The 16,344-nt window shown below is 70.7% G+C and carries 10 protein-coding genes; 4 read left to right on the top strand and 6 right to left on the bottom strand.

The annotated features are described in order from the left end of the window. The first annotated feature begins 282 nt into the window (after positions 1 to 282). Complete coding sequence (locus WJM95_RS25455; protein ID WP_339132113.1) at positions 283 to 1,509, top strand: acetyl-CoA C-acyltransferase; 1,227 nt, start codon at positions 283 to 285, stop codon at positions 1,507 to 1,509. Next, entirely contained in the window at positions 1,506 to 3,632 is a 2,127-nt protein-coding gene (locus WJM95_RS25450) for a 3-hydroxyacyl-CoA dehydrogenase NAD-binding domain-containing protein (protein WP_339132112.1), read from the top strand. Before WJM95_RS25455 ends, WJM95_RS25450 begins: the two co-directional genes overlap by 4 nt. A gap of 85 nt (positions 3,633 to 3,717) precedes the next feature. Here WJM95_RS25450 and WJM95_RS25445 read toward each other — a convergent pair whose 3' ends face one another. The 5 genes from WJM95_RS25445 to WJM95_RS25425 form a co-directional block, all read right to left on the bottom strand. Further along, a complete protein-coding gene (locus WJM95_RS25445) occupies positions 3,718 to 5,106 on the bottom strand; it encodes a GDSL-type esterase/lipase family protein (protein WP_339132111.1) in 1,389 nt (462 codons plus the stop codon). A 65-nt stretch (positions 5,107 to 5,171) separates the two neighbouring features. Next, complete coding sequence (locus WJM95_RS25440; protein WP_339132110.1) at positions 5,172 to 7,220, bottom strand: PIG-L family deacetylase; 2,049 nt, start codon at positions 7,218 to 7,220, stop codon at positions 5,172 to 5,174. An 8-nt stretch (positions 7,221 to 7,228) separates the two neighbouring features. Beyond that, complete coding sequence (locus WJM95_RS25435; RefSeq protein WP_339132109.1) at positions 7,229 to 10,093, bottom strand: stealth conserved region 3 domain-containing protein; 2,865 nt, start codon at positions 10,091 to 10,093, stop codon at positions 7,229 to 7,231. Positions 10,094 to 10,103: 10 nt separating this feature from the next. Continuing rightward, positions 10,104 to 10,970 carry a hypothetical protein gene (locus tag WJM95_RS25430; RefSeq protein WP_339132108.1) on the bottom strand — a complete coding sequence of 289 codons (867 nt, stop codon included), beginning with the start codon at positions 10,968 to 10,970 and terminating at the stop codon, positions 10,104 to 10,106. Positions 10,971 to 11,041: 71 nt separating this feature from the next. Beyond that, complete coding sequence (locus WJM95_RS25425) at positions 11,042 to 12,778, bottom strand: stealth family protein (RefSeq protein WP_339132107.1); 1,737 nt, start codon at positions 12,776 to 12,778, stop codon at positions 11,042 to 11,044. 518 nt (positions 12,779 to 13,296) lie between these two features. Between WJM95_RS25425 and WJM95_RS25420 the strand changes: the two genes are divergently transcribed. Further along, positions 13,297 to 14,406: an LCP family protein gene (locus tag WJM95_RS25420; protein ID WP_339132106.1), complete on the top strand. Its 1,110-nt coding sequence runs from the start codon at positions 13,297 to 13,299 to the stop codon at positions 14,404 to 14,406. 146 nt (positions 14,407 to 14,552) lie between these two features. Here WJM95_RS25420 and WJM95_RS25415 read toward each other — a convergent pair whose 3' ends face one another. Further along, the gene (locus WJM95_RS25415; protein ID WP_339132105.1) at positions 14,553 to 15,569 is read right to left on the bottom strand and encodes a hypothetical protein; all 1,017 of its coding nucleotides are present in this window, start codon (positions 15,567 to 15,569) and stop codon (positions 14,553 to 14,555) included. Positions 15,570 to 15,728: 159 nt separating this feature from the next. Between WJM95_RS25415 and WJM95_RS25410 the strand changes: the two genes are divergently transcribed. Then, positions 15,729 to 16,121, top strand: coding sequence for an NTP pyrophosphohydrolase (locus WJM95_RS25410; protein WP_339132104.1), 393 nt, complete (start codon positions 15,729 to 15,731; stop codon positions 16,119 to 16,121). Positions 16,122 to 16,344 lie beyond the last annotated feature (223 nt).

Below are 16,344 nucleotides of genomic sequence, written 5' to 3'. Positions count from 1 at the left end.
GAATGGGCGTCGAGATCACGCCAAGATCCTGGGCCGCTCGGAGAGCGCCGGCCGGAGAGAGCGCCACCGGCCCACGGACCTCCCACCTGCCCTCCCCCGTTCACCCGGCCCGCCCCCGTCCGCGCGGCCGGGCCGCAACGCGTAGGCCTTCCGGATGTGACCTTCGCCGCTCCCGCGCCCGGGACTGGGCAGGTTGGTTACTCGTAAGTAGCATGGGTGCTGAGCGCGCGCTCAGGCGTGTGTCGCGCAGCAGTGCCATCCCGCATCTGGAGGAGAGCCATCGTGCCTCGTACCGTCAGGGACGTCGTCTTCGTCGACGGCGTCCGCACCCCGTTCGGCAAGGCGGGCCCGAAGGGCATCTACCACGAGACCCGCGCCGACGACCTCGTCGTGAAGGCCATCCGGGAGCTGCTGCGCCGCAACCCCGGTCTTGACCCCAAGAAGATCGACGAGGTCGCCATCGCCGCGACCACGCAGATCGGTGACCAGGGTCTGACCCTGGGCCGCACGGCCGGCCTCCTCGCCGGACTGCCGCAGTCGGTCCCGGGCTACTCCATCGACCGTATGTGCGCGGGCGCGCTGACCGCCGTCACCAGCGTCGCGGGCTCCATCGGCTTCGGCGCGTACGACGTCGTCGTCGCCGGCGGTGTCGAGCACATGGGCCGTCACCCCATGGGCGAGGGCGTGGACCCGAACCCGCGCTTCGTCAGCGAGAAGCTGGTCGACGAGTCCGCCCTGTTCATGGGCATGACCGCCGAGAACCTGCACGACCGCTACCCGACCATCACCAAGCAGCGCGCCGACGAGTACGCCGTGCGCTCGCAGGAGAAGGCCGCCAAGGCGTACGCCAACGGCAAGATCCAGCAGGACCTGGTGCCGATCTCGGTGCGCAACACCAACCCGGCCGCCGGTGAGACGGGCTGGGGCCTGGTCACCGCCGACGAGCCGATGCGCCCGGGCACCACGCTGGAGAACCTGGCCGGTCTGAAGACCCCGTTCCGTGTGCACGGCCGGGTCACCGCGGGCAACGCGGCCGGTCTCAACGACGGTGCGACCGCGTCGATCATCGCGTCCGAGGACTTCGCCCGCGAGAACGGCCTGCCGGTCAAGATGCGCCTGGTCTCGTACGCCTTCGCGGGCGTCGAGCCGGAGGTCATGGGCTACGGCCCGATCCCCGCCACCGAGAAGGCCCTCGCCCAGGCCGGTCTGTCGATCGAGGACATCAACCTCTTCGAGATCAACGAGGCCTTCGCCGTCCAGGTGCTCGCCTTCCTCGAGCACTACGGCATCGCCGACGACGACGCGCGCGTCAACCAGTACGGCGGCGCCATCGCGTACGGCCACCCGCTCGCCTCCTCCGGCGTCCGTCTGATGACGCAGCTGGCCCGCCAGTTCGAGGAGCAGCCGGAGGTCCGTTACGGCCTCACCACCATGTGCGTCGGCTTCGGCATGGGCGCCACGGTGATCTGGGAGAACCCGCACCACAAGGACGCCGGAGGCGACAAGTGAGCACCGCTGAACTCCTCAAGGGAGCGGCCGAGCTGTTCCCCGACGAGGTCGTGACCTCGGCGAACGTACGCCACCTCGACCTGCCGTTCGGTGCCGGGCGCTTCGCGCTCATCACCCTCGACAACGGCTTCGACCACACCAAGCCGACCACCTTCGGCCCGGCGTCGCTGGCGAACCTGGACACCGCCATCGACCAGGTCGAGCGGGAGGCCGCGGCCGGCGAGATCGTCGGTATCGGTGTCACCGGCAAGCCGTTCATCTTCGCGGTCGGCGCCGACCTCAAGGGCGTCGAGCTGCTGAAGCGGCACGAGGACGCGCTCGCCATCGGCAAGGGCGGCCACGAGGTCTTCAAGCGTCTGTCGGGCCTCGCGGTCCCGACGTTCGCGTACTACAACGGCGCGGCGATGGGCGGTGGCGTCGAGGTCGGTCTGCACTGCTCGTACCGCACCGTCTCCGCGGCCCTGCCGGCCTTCTCGCTGCCCGAGGTCTTCCTCGGTCTGGTCCCCGGCTGGGGCGGCTGCACGATCCTGCCGAACCTGATCGGCGCGGACAAGGCCGTCTCGGTGATCATCGAGAACTCGCTCAACCAGAACAAGCAGCTCAAGGGCGGTCAGGTCTACGACCTCGGCATCGCCGACGCGCTCTTCGAGGGTGCGGACTTCCTGGAGCAGTCGCTGCTGTGGACGGCCGCCGTCCTCAAGGGCGAGATCGCCGTCGAGCGCCCGGAGATCGACCGCGGCGAGGCCTGGGACCAGGCCGTCGCGCGTGGCCGCTTCATCGCCGACAGCAAGGTGCACGGGGCCGCCCCGGCCGCCTACCGCGCGCTGGACATCATCGCCGCGGCCAAGGACGGCGACCTCCAGAAGGGCTACGACGCCGAGGACGTGGCGCTCGCCGACCTGATCATGGGTGGCGAACTCCGCTCCGGCATCTACGCCTTCAACCTGGTCCAGAAGCGCGGCAAGCGCCCGGCCGGCGCGCCGGACAAGTCGCTCGCGCGTCCGGTCACCAAGGTCGGCGTCGTCGGCGCGGGCCTGATGGCCAGCCAGCTCGCCCTGCTCTTCCTGCGCCGCCTGGAGGTGCCGGTCGTCCTGACCGACATCGACCAGGAGCGTGTCGACAAGGGTGTGGGCTACGTCCACGCCGAGATCGACAAGCTGCTGCTCAAGGGCCGCGTCAACAAGGACAAGGCCAACCGCCTCAAGGCCCTGGTCTCCGGTGTGCTGGACAAGGCCGAGGGCTTCTCCGACGCGGACTTCGTCATCGAGGCCGTCTTCGAGGAGATCGGCGTCAAGCAGCAGGTGTTCGCCGAGGTCGAGGCGGTCGCCCCGGCGCACGCGATCTTCGCCACGAACACCTCGTCCCTCTCCGTTTCGGAGATGGCGTCGAAGCTGAAGAACCCCGAGCGGGTCGTCGGCTTCCACTTCTTCAACCCGGTCGCGATCCTCCCGCTCCTGGAGATCGTGCGCGGCGAGCAGACGGACGACGCCTCGCTGGCCACGGCGTTCGCCGTCGCCAAGAAGCTGAAGAAGACCGCGGTCCTCACCAAGGACGCCCCGGCGTTCGTCGTGAACCGCATCCTGACCCGCTTCATGGGCGAGATCCAGAACGTCATCGACGAGGGCACCCCGGTCGAGGTGGCGGAGAAGGCGGTGGAGCCGCTCGGCCTGCCGATGTCTCCTCTCGTCCTCCTTGAGCTGGTCGGTCCCGCAATCGGTCTGCACGTCTCGGAGACCCTCAACCGGGCCTTCCCGGACCGCTTCACGGTCTCCCCGAACCTCGCGGCCGTCGTCAAGGCGGGCAAGCGCGGCTTCTACATCTACGACTCCGGCAAGCCGGAGCTCGACCCCGAGGTCGCCGCTCTCCTCAAGCAGGGCGACGTCGTCCTGACCGAGGAGCAGGTGCGGGACCGGGTCCTGGACGCGGTCGCCCAGGAGATCCGCCTCATGCTCGACGAGGGCGTCGTGGCCGAGGCCCAGGACATCGACCTGTGCCTGATCACGGGCGCGGGCTGGCCCTTCCACCTGGGCGGGATCACCCCGTACCTGGACCGCGAGGGCGTCTCGGAACGCGCTACGGGCAAGCGTTTCCTGGAGCAGGGCGTGGCGTCGGTTCCGGCGTAACGGCTTCACGGCACAAGTGAGGAGGGCCTCCGCGCACCGCGCGGAGGCCCTCCTTCGTTTCAACACCCTTGAGCCGGGCGCCGGTTCACCAGGCCGGCATGGCCGGGTAGTGCTCGCATCCGCCCGCGCAGCCTTCGCGCGACTCCAGCGAGGTGTTCAGCCAGCTGTCCTCGGGGATGCCGCGCACGCGCAGGGTCCGCGAGGCGGACGCCGAACGGACGGCGCCGAAGACCGAGACGAACTCGACCGTGCGGGTGCCCGGCCGCCAGTCGTGGGCGTGCGTGACCTGCCAGGTCCCGTCCCGCTTGACGGGTGCCTCCGCGATGACCCTGCCCTGTTCGAGGACCATGACCTTCGACGTGCCGAGGGACGCCCTGCCGGAGAAGCTCGGGCGCGACCCGGTCCAGGCATCCGGCTCGGGGCTCACGATCCGCGGTGCCGCCAGGCGCTCGATGACCTCGAACTCCAGCTCGCTCCTGCGCGAGACGGCGTTGCCCGCGACCGCGAGCGCCTCCACCCGGTGCGGGCCGTCCGACCAGCCGGCGACCCGGCGCCACTGCCACGTCCCGGAGGCGGAGACGGCCGTGCCACCGAGGTAGCGGCCCTCCTCGTAGAAGAGGACGTAGTCGGATCCGGCGGGCGCCTTGCCGGCGAACTCGCGCTGCGCGCCCACGAACTGACCGGGGTCGGGCGAGGTGAAGACCGGCCTGTCAGGCAGAGTCGGGAGGATGTCGAGAGCCGCCTCGGGGTGGCTCACCGCGAACTCGGTGAGCGGCTCCGGGCTCTCACCGGGAGTCAGCAGCAGCTGATCGACCAGGTCGCCCGGCAGACCGGGGATCTCCCGGAGTGCGGCGGCCGTGCGCCGGGCCACCTCGCGTGCGCCCAGCTCGCCGAAGTGCCGGGCGTCGATGATGCCGTCGGGGTGGTTCGGGTGCTCACCCGGGTCCAGCCAGCGGTACATACGGCGCGCTCGCGTCGACCCGAGTTCGGTGAGCATCGACGTCGTGAACGCGGCCATGTCGAGCAGTGCGGCGCCCGTCTCGGCCGCGGCCTCCCGGGTGAGTTCGGTGTACCCGCCATGGGTGTCCACGACGTTCCCGGCCTCGTCGAAGGAGCAGCGGGCCGCGGGGGTGACCAGTACGGGGACGGCCCCCGCGGACTCGATCGCGTCGACGTACAGGCGCAGGTACTCCTGGTACTCGCGCGGCGCGTGGTACCGGTTGAGCTGGTTGACGCGCTGTTCGTCGTGGCCGAAGGCGATCAGCACCAGATCACCGGGGCTGAGGAGGTTGAGAAGCGTGGTGAGGCGCTTGCCGAAGTAGCCGCGCAGGGTCATGGCATCGCGGGCGTAGTTGCGCACCTCATGGCCCTCGCCCAGGAATTCGCCGAGGTACTGACCCCAGCCGGCGAGCGGTGCCTCCTTGTCGGTCCGCGGCGCGGCCACGGAATTGCCCAGGATGCAGATCTTGCTCATGTCTTGCTCGTGCCTTCCTCAGTCTTCTCTGTCTGTCTTTCGGTCCCGCGCCCCCGGGACGGGTGTCACACAAGCGCCGGCGGCCCGAACCCGTCGGCGATGTCCTGCTTGGCCTGCCGCATGACGCGCAGCCGCGCGTCCGTGCCGATCGTCGCCACGACGATCCGGCCCGCGTGGTCGCGGGCCAGGGTGGGCGGACGCGCCATCAGCACGTCGTGGTCGGTCCATCGCGGTGCCTCGTCCTGGCCCTGGGTGGCGAGGAAAGCCGTGCTCAGCCGGTTCCGGGCGTTCCGGCGCGCGAGGACCACGAGGTCCCGCCCGCCGGTCTGCTGCCGCAGCGCCGCGATCCGCCCCGTCCCGCCGTCTCCGCCCAGCCGGTCGGCCTCCCTGCTCCACCGGCCGTCGGGCCTCTGCCGCAGGCACAGCACCTCGCCGGACTCTTCCTCGCGGTAGAAGATCGCGGACCTCGAACGGCCGGCCTGCACGGGGGTGATGCCTCCGGTGGGCCGCCAGGCGTCGACGTCGACCGAGGTCACGTTGTCCTGCATCTTGTACGGGCCGTACATGCCGTCCTGGTACCAGCGCACCCCGCCGGACCGGTTGGTGGCGTACACCTCGATGCGGCCTGTGGACAGCAGGACCGCGTTCAGGCAGTCCTGGAGGTTGCGGCCCTGGAGGTCCTCCCACTCGCCCCAGCCGTGGTCGGCAAGGCGGCGGGCGCTGGCGCCGGAGCCGAAGTTGCGCATGAAGACGTGCAGGATTCCCGAGCTGCCGACGACGGCCACCGGAGTGCCGACCTCCCGGCGACGCCTCCAGTCCTCCGTGTGGTCGCCGGGGTTGCCGATGCTCTCCCAGGGCACCACCGCCCCGGTGTGTGCCTGCCGCCACATCCGGACCACGTCGACTTCCACCGTGCCGCCCGGACAGGGTGTGCGGTGGATACCGACGAGGTGTACCCCGCCCTCGCGGTCCGGTGCCACGGACAGGGCGGGGGTCAGCCCCCCGCCGGGCAGCGGCACCGGTCCGCTCCAGTGGTCGCTGCCCGGCTCGCTCTCGGTCCACACGGCGACCTGACCGCCGAGTACGGCGTAGGCGGCGAGCCGGCCGTCGGCCTGGAGGTGGAGCCAGTCGGTACCGCCCTCGTAGCGGGTCCTGGTGCTCCACCCGTAGCGACGGGTGTCCGCTCCGTCGGCCAGCTGGAGGTCACCGCAGTAGCGGTGGCGGCAGTCGTGTCCGTCGGCGGAGGTGTACACCTCCAGCACCCGCTTCTTCTCGGCCCAGACATCCTCCGAGAGGTTGCTCGGCCACATCCTGTTGCTGTAGCCGACGCAGTGATCGACGAGCGGTGGCCTGCCGCCCTCCGCCATGTAGCCGTCCAGGGCGGCCAGCGCGAACTGCGCCGCGGCGGTGTGGTCCTGGTGGTCGCTGGAGACCGGTCCGCGCTCCTCGTCCCAGTCCTTGTGCCAGGGGTCCGGATCCATCGTCCAGAACTGGTCGGGAAGGGTGCGCTGGAGCAACTCGGTCAGGGAACGCACCAGGGCGTCCTTCGTGATCTCCTGAGGCCCGGGGACCGGTGACTCCGCGGCGATCAGGGTGAGCTGGGCGGCGGAGTCCCCGCTCCACAGCGTGGCCAGTCGGACGGGCGGCACGTCGGCCGGGAAGCCGTGCCCGACGTTGACGATCCGCAGCCCGAAGAAGAACAGCTGGACATGAGGGGCCGCCAGCAGAGTGGAACGGTCCACCGTCACGCCGGTCGAGGACGTGAAGACGTCCCGCGCCCACGCGCTCTCGCGGTCGCCGGTCACCATGGTGGCGTACGCACCGCGCAGCCCCTGCTGGCGTGCCTCCGCGTAGCCCTCGTAGTCCGGCGGGCTGTCCATCCGGCGGGGGTCGCGGGTGTCGATGTTGCGCCCGTCGGCCTCCGCGGCCGTCAGGTAGATGCTGGTGACCCGGTGACCCGCCTCGAGCGCCCGCTGGAGATCGGGGTTGATGAAGTACAGGTCGTCGTCCGGGTGGGCCAGTATCTGGACCAGGGACGTCCGTGCCGGGGCCGGCGGGGCGGGCGGTGCGACGGATTCTCCGCGCTCCGGCGAGTGGCGGGGGATTTCCGGCATTCCGAAGGTCATAGCGGCCACTCCGGCAGGTCTTGCGCGTGGAATCTCTGGTTGCGGGGCGAGCCCGTCTCGAACTGGCTCGCGATGGGGAAATAGCTCGGCAGGAACGCGGCCAGCGTCGCGTCCTGTTCGTCCTCCGAGACGTCGCCGTCGTGGAAGTCGTTGAGGCAGAAGACGTCGTTGGACCGGGTGGCGAGCATCCGGTTGAGCTTCTTCACCTGTTCGCTCAGCCCGACGTTGACGAAACCGCCCGCGATGCGGCCCGGCACGCTGCGGCCGGTGTAGTAGCCGAAGTAGTGGTGCAGCGACGAGGCGACCGAGACGTCGGAGGCATTGCGCAACTGGTTGCCCGCGGTGTTGGACAGCGCGTCCGCGAACTCCGTCTCCAGGTCGCGCATGACGCTCCGGCGCAGCGGATGCGGAGCGTGGATGAAGGAGTTGACCAGCACCCTGCCGAACTTCTCCGACAGCAGCCGCCGGTTGTTCTTCGCCGCCATGCGGCTGAACTCGTCCTTGTCGTTGATCGGGTTCATGGGGATGGCGTTCGACGACATGAAGTGCTTCGACATCCCGTTGCCGAGGAAGAAGAGGCTCGGCTGGATCGGCCGTGCCGCGAACACGTCGTCGTTGAAGTACAGGAAGTGCTCGGAGAGGCCGTCGATGTGGTGGAGCCGGCTCTCGATGGCGTGCGAGTTGTAGGTGGGCAGCTGTCCCTGGCCGGCGAAGATCTCCGTGTGGTCCACCACGCGCACCCGGGGGTGGGTGGTGTCCAGCCACGACGGGACCTGGCGGTCCGTCACCAGATAGATGTTCCTGATCCAGGGCGCGTACATGTCGAGGGACCTGAGGGAGTAGCGCAGCTCGTCCCGGTTGCGGAACCGCGCGGCGCTGGTCGCCGCGTCCTCCGTCTCGATGCCCTTGGCCGCGAGCACCGCGTTCTTGCGCTCGAGCCACTCGACGTCGGAACCGTCGACCCAGGTGTACACGGCGTCGACGGGGAACGTGATGTCGTGGTGGAGCTCCTGGTTGAAGGCCTGGATCGTCGGGTACCGGCGTCCGCCCAGAACCATCGTGTCCAGGCGCAGCGCCTCCGTCGGGATCCGGGCGCCGATGAGCGTGCGGAAGGGGGAGGCGATGTAGTCGGAGTCGTTCTCGTCGTCGTCCCAGAAGGCGACGGTGCAGCCGTAGGTTGCCCCGAGGCGCAGGGTGCGGGAGGGAGTGACCACGCTCTGGTACACCCGGACTCCCGCACAGGGGGTCTGCGCGTGACCGGTCGTCAGGCCGCCGAGCGTGGTGACGACGGCGTCGTCCCGCTCGTTGAGCAGCGCCACGTACACAGGCTGCCGTGTGAAGCTGCGGCCGAACGCCCGCAGGACCGCCTCCCGCTGATTGGCGTGCACGGCGACGGTGTGCCGCACCTTGGTCGTCCGGGTGATGAAGTACGGGATGTCGGCCGACTCCAGGGCGGTCGCGACCATCGCCAGGTTGGCCTGGCCGATCTCGTGGGGGGTCTCCGCCTCGATCACGCGGCACACCTGCCCGCCGTCGCGCACGAGTCCGCCGCCGCGGCGCAGCATGCGCTCCTCGGCTGTCGCGAGCTCTTCGGAATGCTGCGTACTGCGCGGAGCGCTGGCCGCCGCCCTCGCCTGGCCCTCGGGGCCCGAGGTCAGCGAGTGTGCAGCGATCCGGGCGGCCTTGCGTCTGTCACGGCGCCCGGAGACGCGGTCCGCCTCCAGGTTCACGAAGAGCCGGTCGAAGTTGCGGTTGTACCGGAACCCGGTCGCGGCCAGGGCCGCCTCGGCACCCGTCGACCAGCGCAGATCCGTGTTCTCGATCATCTTGAGCAGCGCGTCGGCCAGGGCGTCGGTGTCGCCGGGGGTGACCAGCAGACCGGTTTGCCCGTGCTGCACGACCTCGCTCGGAGCGGTCGGGCAGTCGTAGGCCACCACGGGGACGCCGGCGGCGTGGGCCTCCATCAGGAACACCCCCAGCGCGTCCTCGGTCGCCGCGCTGAGAGCGATGCTCGTCTTGGCCCATTCCTCGGAGAGGTCCGCCGGCGCCTCGCCGACGAACTGGACGCTGCTGTGCAGGCCGAGCTCGTCGCGCTGGGCGCGCAGTGCCTTGCCGAGCGGGCCGTCGCCGATGATCCGCAGGGTCCAGGTGGGGTGCTGCGGGCTGACCTTGGCCCACGCGGTCAGCGCCTGCCCCACGCCGGAACGTGCCTCCAGGCGGGCGACGAGCGTGACCATACGGGTTTCGAGCGTCGACCGGGGCCGGAACCTGCGCGCGAGCGCGGGCCGTGTGACGGCGACCGGCGGCACCGCCTGCCCGAACGTCTCGGTGAACCACTGGCGCGAACGGGCCCGCGGCAGGGCGAGCGCGTCGCAGCGCACGAGGTGCCGCAGCAGCGGCTCGGCGGCCGGGCGGGCGGCCTCGGGGGCGCCGAGCTCGTAGTGGACGGCGATGATGTGCGGCGGCAGGAACCGCGCGACGTACGCGAGGAGCGCGGGCGACGTGGTGATCAGGACATCCGTGTCGAGGTGGCGCAGGGCGTGCTCCAACTCGATGTCGGCGAGCCGGTGGAAACGGTCGTCCCACCGACGCTCGACGATGTCGCTGGGCAGGGCGGCCAGGGCCTCCTGGGCCTCGTCGGCGAGTCCGGACCGGCGCACGGCGCGGGACTTGACGGAATCGATGAGGAACGCGACGTCGACACGCGGGTCCGGGGACTCGAAGCGCCGGCGGCGCTCCTTGAACACACTGATGACCCGGACTTCCTCGTGCCGGCCCGCGAGCGCGGTGGCATGTCCGAACACGGCGCGCTCCGCGTCACCCAGCACATCCGCCTGGGTCAGCAGAAAGGCGACTCTCAAATCTCGTTCCTCACTCAGCCCGGTCGCCGTCGGCGCAGGCGAACCTGAAGTTCCCTGCCGCCGTGTACCGGGGTTCGATCCTCATCAGCACGCCGCGGCGAGGTGACACGAGTATCTTGCGCATCGTGAACACCCGCCGCGGTGCCTGTACGTCGTGGAGCCGCCTGGCGAGACGCAGGGGCGCGCCCCGGCCCGGGTGGACCATGACGTCCCAGTGCTCGCGCCCGCCGCCGGCCGGAACCATCTCCGACAGCGGCACCTCCAGCCGCCAGACGCCGGGCTGCACCTCGGCGAGCGGGCACCTCACCCGCCGTTCCGCGGCCACGACCTCGGCCCAGGGAGCGGTCGCCCGGACTCCGAGCACCCGCAGATCGACGTCGATACGCGCGTGCTGGACGTGCACAGCGGCCACTTCCGCCGCGGGCCTGATCCTGGTGCACACGACGCGCGCGTCACCGCGCACGGTACGTCCGAGGCGGTAGCGCTGTGCGGTGAGGGGCGAGCGTGCCATCGGGCCCGTGGCACCCTTGCGCGGCGTCGTCGGCTCGGTCAGCGTGAGCGGCAGCCGCACGCTCCGGCGCCCGGAACGCACTTCGAGACTGAGCTTCCAGCGGCCCCGGCGGACCGGCACTCCGCCCGCTTCGGCGCCGAGCAGCACCGCGGCATCCATGAGCCAGGGCCCCTCGAGGTCGGGATACACGCGCGCCGGGCGGCGATGCCGCCGCAGCCCGCGGCGCAGGACGATCTCGGCCGTTTCCGCCTCGGTGACGAACGCCGGCAGCTCGGCGTGCAGGTTCACGGTCTGCCCGTCGAGCAGCGCGGCATAGCGCAGCAACGCCGTCCGCCCCATGCGGCGGGGCAGGAAGAACCCGTTCATCAGCGACGCGCGGTACACCGAGAGCCGTCGGAGGGCCCATCGGCGCGCGGCACGCATTCCTCGCCCCGGTCTCATTCCGCACCTCGCGCCAACTGCGAGAGACGGCGCGTCGGCGCGTTCCGGGTCTGCTCCAGCTCACAGGGGCTCGGAACGGGAAAGTACGAGTCAAGGAAACGGGTCACCATCTGTGCCTGTGCCTCTCTGTCCTCCGGCACCACGGTGTCGTTGATGCAGAACGTGTCGAAGTCCCGCTTGGCGAGCAGCCGGTTCATCCGCTGCTCCGCCTTGCTGTCGCCGATGTCGATGTAGACGTAGCGCAGGTCCCCCACCGTGGAACGCGCCGAGTTGTAGGCGTAGTAGTGGTGCAGCGACGACGCGACGGGGATGTCGCTCGGGGAGCGGAACTGCGCGTGCTGGGTCACCCAGTGCGCCCGCGCGTAGACGTCCTCGATCTCGGCGAGGACGCTGCGCCGCAGGGCGTGCGGGGTGTGCTTCATCTTCTGGGAGATCACGGTGCCGAACTGCTGGGCGATGAGGCCGCGGCTGTTCTTGCCCGCGGCGTCCACGGGCAGGTCCTGCGGCTTGATCTGACCGGGCGGGATCAGCGCCTTGGACATGAAGAACTTGGCCAGGCCGTTCGGATGGAAGAACCGGTCGGGCCGCACCGGACGCCCGAAGAAGACGTCGTCGTTCAGGTACAGGAAATGCTCGGCGAGCTCCGGGATGTGATGCAACTGGCTTTCGATCGCGTGCGAGTTGAAGGTGGGCAGGGCTCGCGGATCGCTGAATATCTCCCGGTGGTCGATCACCTTCAGGCCCGGGTACTCGGTGTCGAGCCAGCCCGGCACCTGTCCCGCGGTCACCAGGAAGATGTTCCGCACCCAGGGCGCGTACTGATGCAGCGACCGCAGGGAGTAGCGGAGTTCGTCGCGGCTCGTGTACCGCGCGTCGTTCGTGGCCTGCTCGTGCAGCGCCGCCGGGCCGGAGGCCAGCGTCCGCTCGACCGCGTTCTTGGTCGCGCGCCACACCGGGTCGGCGTCGTCGACCCAGGTGTAGACGACGTCGATCGGGAAGAGGTGGTCGCCGATCAGTGACGCGGTGAATTCGGCCAGGGTGCGGACCTGTCCCGTTCGGTAGAGGGACGGGACGGGGCTGAAGAGCCTCTGTTCGGCCTGACGGCGTTCGGCGCCCAGGGGCGTGCTCACCACCACCGGGTTGGGGCGCGGCGCCACCAGGTCTCCGTCGGCCTCCTCCCAGAACTCCAGGTCGCAGCCCGACTCGTGGGCGAAGACGAGGTTCTCCGTCGGGTCGCAGACGTTCCAGGACAGCCGGAGTACCTGCTGCGAACGGATCCTGCGCCAGCTCTTGGCCGACGCTCCGGTCAGCGGCGTTCCCCCCGGCACCGCGCAGACATAGCCGGGGTTGCGGCCGAAGACGAGCTGGAGGACCTCTTCCACCTCGTCGCGGAGCGCCGCGGGGACGGCCACGCAGGGCACCGCCCTGGTCGTGCCGCGTACGGCGAAGTGGTCGATCTCGGCGTCCTCGAGGAGCGTCACCAGCAGGTGGAAGTTCCTGGCGCGCGCGGCCCACTCGGTGGCTCCGGGGACGACCGCGGCCAGAACGTGCCTGCCGTCGGACTCCACGACACGCATCAGATCGCTGCTGCCCCGCAGAACCGGGCCGCTTCGTCCGGTCAGCACCGTCTTCGCCAGGGCCGAGCGGAACGAGTCGAAGGCCGCGAGGGCCCAGATGACGGCGGTACGCAGCGGGCGCGGCACCCGGCGGACGACACGACGCCGTGCCCGCACAGGAACCAAGGATCGATATGTCGATACCAGGGCACTGCTTTCGGGGTTACCCGGGCTCACACGACTCCTCAGCGTCCTACAGAAAAGGGCTGAGGCCCCCCTCACACCCGAACTGATCACATAGGCGTGAGCGTCCGGCCCCGAACCGAGAAGATCACGTCACGGAATATTCACATCCAAGCCATTCGTTGTCCACTTTTTGTCTTCTACAGACATGAATCTGAGACGTTCCCCGTTTGACTTTCACCCGACTCGGGCACTAGGTCCGGTTTGCGCCTCGCCCGGAGTCCTCACCGGCACCTGTCGGGGAATCCGTCACCGCAGGTGCCGCACCCCGGCAGCGATTCGGCTCCGGGGCGGCCGCACGCGACCGGCACCCTGGCCCCCCATGCACCCGAACACGTGTCTATAGTGCAGCTCAGCCCGGCACTGCACGGACCGGCCCTTCCCCCCACCCGAGTCCTCAGCCATCGACATCCGCCCGTATCAGGGCACGACAAGCGAGGACCCGCACCAGGATGAGTCACGTCCCGACGCCCCAGCACACCGCATCCGACGCGTCGTCAAAGGACGGTGCCGTGAGGCGGGAAGCGAAGAGCGGGCGCACCGGCGGCCGTCGGATCGGCAGGAAGATCCTGCTGGGCCTGGCCGTCCTCGTCGTCGCGGCCGGCGGCACCGGCTACTGGCTCTACAGCGACCTCGACAGCAACATCAAGGGCATCGACCTCGACAAGGCCATCGGTGACGACCGGCCGGCGAAGCTGCCCACCTCCGGGCAGAACATCCTCGTCCTCGGGTCGGACTCGCGCGCCGGTGCCAACGCCGCGCTCAAGACGGGCCATGTCTCCGGGGCGCGTTCCGACACCGCGCTGGTGATGCACATACCCGAGGGCCGCAAGAAGGCCGTCGCCGTCAGCATCCCGCGCGACACCCTGGTCACCAGGCCCACGTGCGCCAGGGCCGACGGCACCACGGTCCCCTCCGCGCGGCGCGTCATGTTCAACTCCATCTACTCCCAGGTCGGTTCGGCCTGTGTGGTGAAGACGGTGGAGAAGATCACCGGCATCCGCATGGACCACTACATGGAGATCGACTTCGCCGGCTTCAAGGGCCTGGTCGACGCGATAGGCGGTGTGACCGTCACCGTCGACAAGAGCATCCACGACAGCTCCAGCGGCCTCGACCTCACCGCCGGAACGCACCGGCTCGACGGCACGCGGTCCCTGGAGTTCGTACGGACCCGGCACGGCATCGGAGACGGCAGCGACCTCGGACGCATCGGCCTCCAGCAGCAGTTCATGACCGCGCTGCTCTCCGAGATCAAGAAGCAGGACCTGCTGGGCAGCCCCACGAAGACGTACAGGATCGCCGACAGCCTGACCCAGGCACTCACCACCGACTCCGACCTCGCCTCGCTCTCGGCGCTGGCGGAGTTCGGGAGGAGCATGAACGGCGTCGACCCGTCCACCATGGAGACGATCATGCTCCCGGTGGCGTACGACAGGGTCGACCCGAACCGGGTGGTGGCGGCCGAGCCGCAGGCCTCGACGCTGTGGAAGGCGCTGCGGACCGACTCCGTGATCCCCGAGTCGGCCAAGAAGTCGCCCGCCACGGGCGGGAGTTCCTGACGCGACGCGAGCGCGAGACCGGGCGGCCGAATGTCGACTCCTCGGTTCCGCACGGCCGTTGGTCCGTTCCACCGCCGTACCGCGAGCCGGTACGGCGGTGTCGGCCTGCCCGGCGGGGCGAAAGCCGGGGCGCGCGGCCGTCGGTGTCAGACCGCCTGCCACGCCTCCAGGGCGATCCCCGGCTCGTCCTTGCGTCGCGTGACGTGGAGTTCGCCGGTCTCCGGTGAGAACGTCGCGGCGACCACGCGGCCCTTCTCGTCCTCCGCCAGCGACAGCAGCGCGTCGGCGGGGAGTTCGGGTCCCGACTCCGTCCACCACGCGCCCGCCGCCTCGTCCTCGGTCGGATAGGCCGCGAAGGCCACCCGGCCGCTCGCCGCGCGCTGGGCGAGCAACGTGCAGTCGTGGCCGTCGAGTTCACAGCGGATGACCCGGACGGGACCCGGGCCGGCCGAGGCCAGCAGCGCCACGGGCCTGGCGCCGGGACGCCAGGCGCACACGTCTCCCGAGTCATCGGTGAAGAAGAGCGTCGTGGAGTCCGCGGAGGTGGCGAGCGCCTGAAGGGTGTCGGGGCGCACCCGGGCCTCCAGCGCCTCGTCCAGCGCGGGCACCTCGCCCGCCTCCTCCTGGCTCCAGTGCATGACGCCGCCGGCCACCGCCGCGTACAGCTCGACGCGTCCTGACATCCCGGTCACGGCCGCCAGGTCACCGCGGACGTCATGCCCCGCGAGGTCGTGCCAGGGTCCCCAGCCGCCCTTCTCCTTCTGGGCGATCATGCTGACCCCGCCGCCGTTGTTGCGTACGAAGACATGGGCGCGCCCCTCCGCGTCGACCGCGACGGCGGGGTTGCCCGTCCGGTCCCCGGAACGGTCGGGGTGTCCGATCGGGTTCCAGTCGAGGGCGGCGAGGTCCGGCCGGAAGTGGGTCGAGTGGACGAGACCCGCCTGCTCCCGGACGGTCGGGCGCCAGGAGACCAGATGGGTGTAGCGGTCGGGTCCCTGACCGAGGGCCAGTACGGAGTGCAGGCGCTGGTCGCCCCCCACCGTGCGGGGAGCGTCCCAGGGGCCGCCGGGTCCGTGCTCCGCCCGGCAGCGGACGGTGGCCTCCGACAGCAGGTACACACTGAGCCTGCCGTCGCGACCGCGTATGAGCCAGTCGACGTTCACCGTTTCACCTTAATCGCGGGCGGCCCGTGCGGTGACCTGGGGCATGCCCGCCGCCGGGGACCGCCCCGCCTTCGCCGTCCCCGGCGGGCCTCCGCGGTCGCCGGGCCGCCCGGTCGTCACCCGGCACTGGGCGGGCGGCACTCACGGCAGGATGGGGTCATGACGACTCCTCAGGACCTGCCGACGCTGATCGTCGTGGACGGCGCCAACGTGGTGGGGTCCGTCCCTGACGGCTGGTGGCGGGACCGGCGCGGCGCCGCCGAGCGGCTCAGGGACCGGCTGGCCGACCTCGCCGGAACGGGGCTGCCCGGTCACCCCGGCCCGCTGGAGATCGTCCTGGTGGTGGAGGGCGCGGCACGCGGGGTGGACTCCGTCCCGGGGGTCCGTGTGGACGAGGCCCCGGGCAGCGGCGACGACCGCATGGTGGAACTGGTGGCCGGGGCACGCGGCCGCCCCTGCCTCGTGGTCACCGCCGACCGCGAACTGCGGCGCCGGGTCGGCGAACTGGGCGCCGGGGTCACGGGCCCGCGCACCGTACGCCCCCGGGACTGACGCCGGCCCCGTGCTCCGCGGTGGGCGCCGGGAGCACGGGGCCGGTGAGGCGGGGTCGGACGGCCGTGCCACCGGGCCGGGGGCTAGGGAGCACGGGAGCACGGGACGGGGGGCAGTCGGCCGTGCCGCCGGGCCGGGTGGCCGGGAGCACGGGACCGGCGGTCGGGCGGCCGGGCCGCCGGGGTGGGTGCCGGAAACACGAGCCGCCGGGCGGGGTCAGCCG

Source organism: Streptomyces sp. f51 (genome assembly GCF_037940415.1).
In the GTDB taxonomy this organism is placed as follows: Bacteria; Actinomycetota; Actinomycetes; order Streptomycetales; family Streptomycetaceae; genus Streptomyces.
Note: the sequence above shows the minus strand (reverse complement) of the source record. Positions and strands in the feature narration are given on the sequence as shown.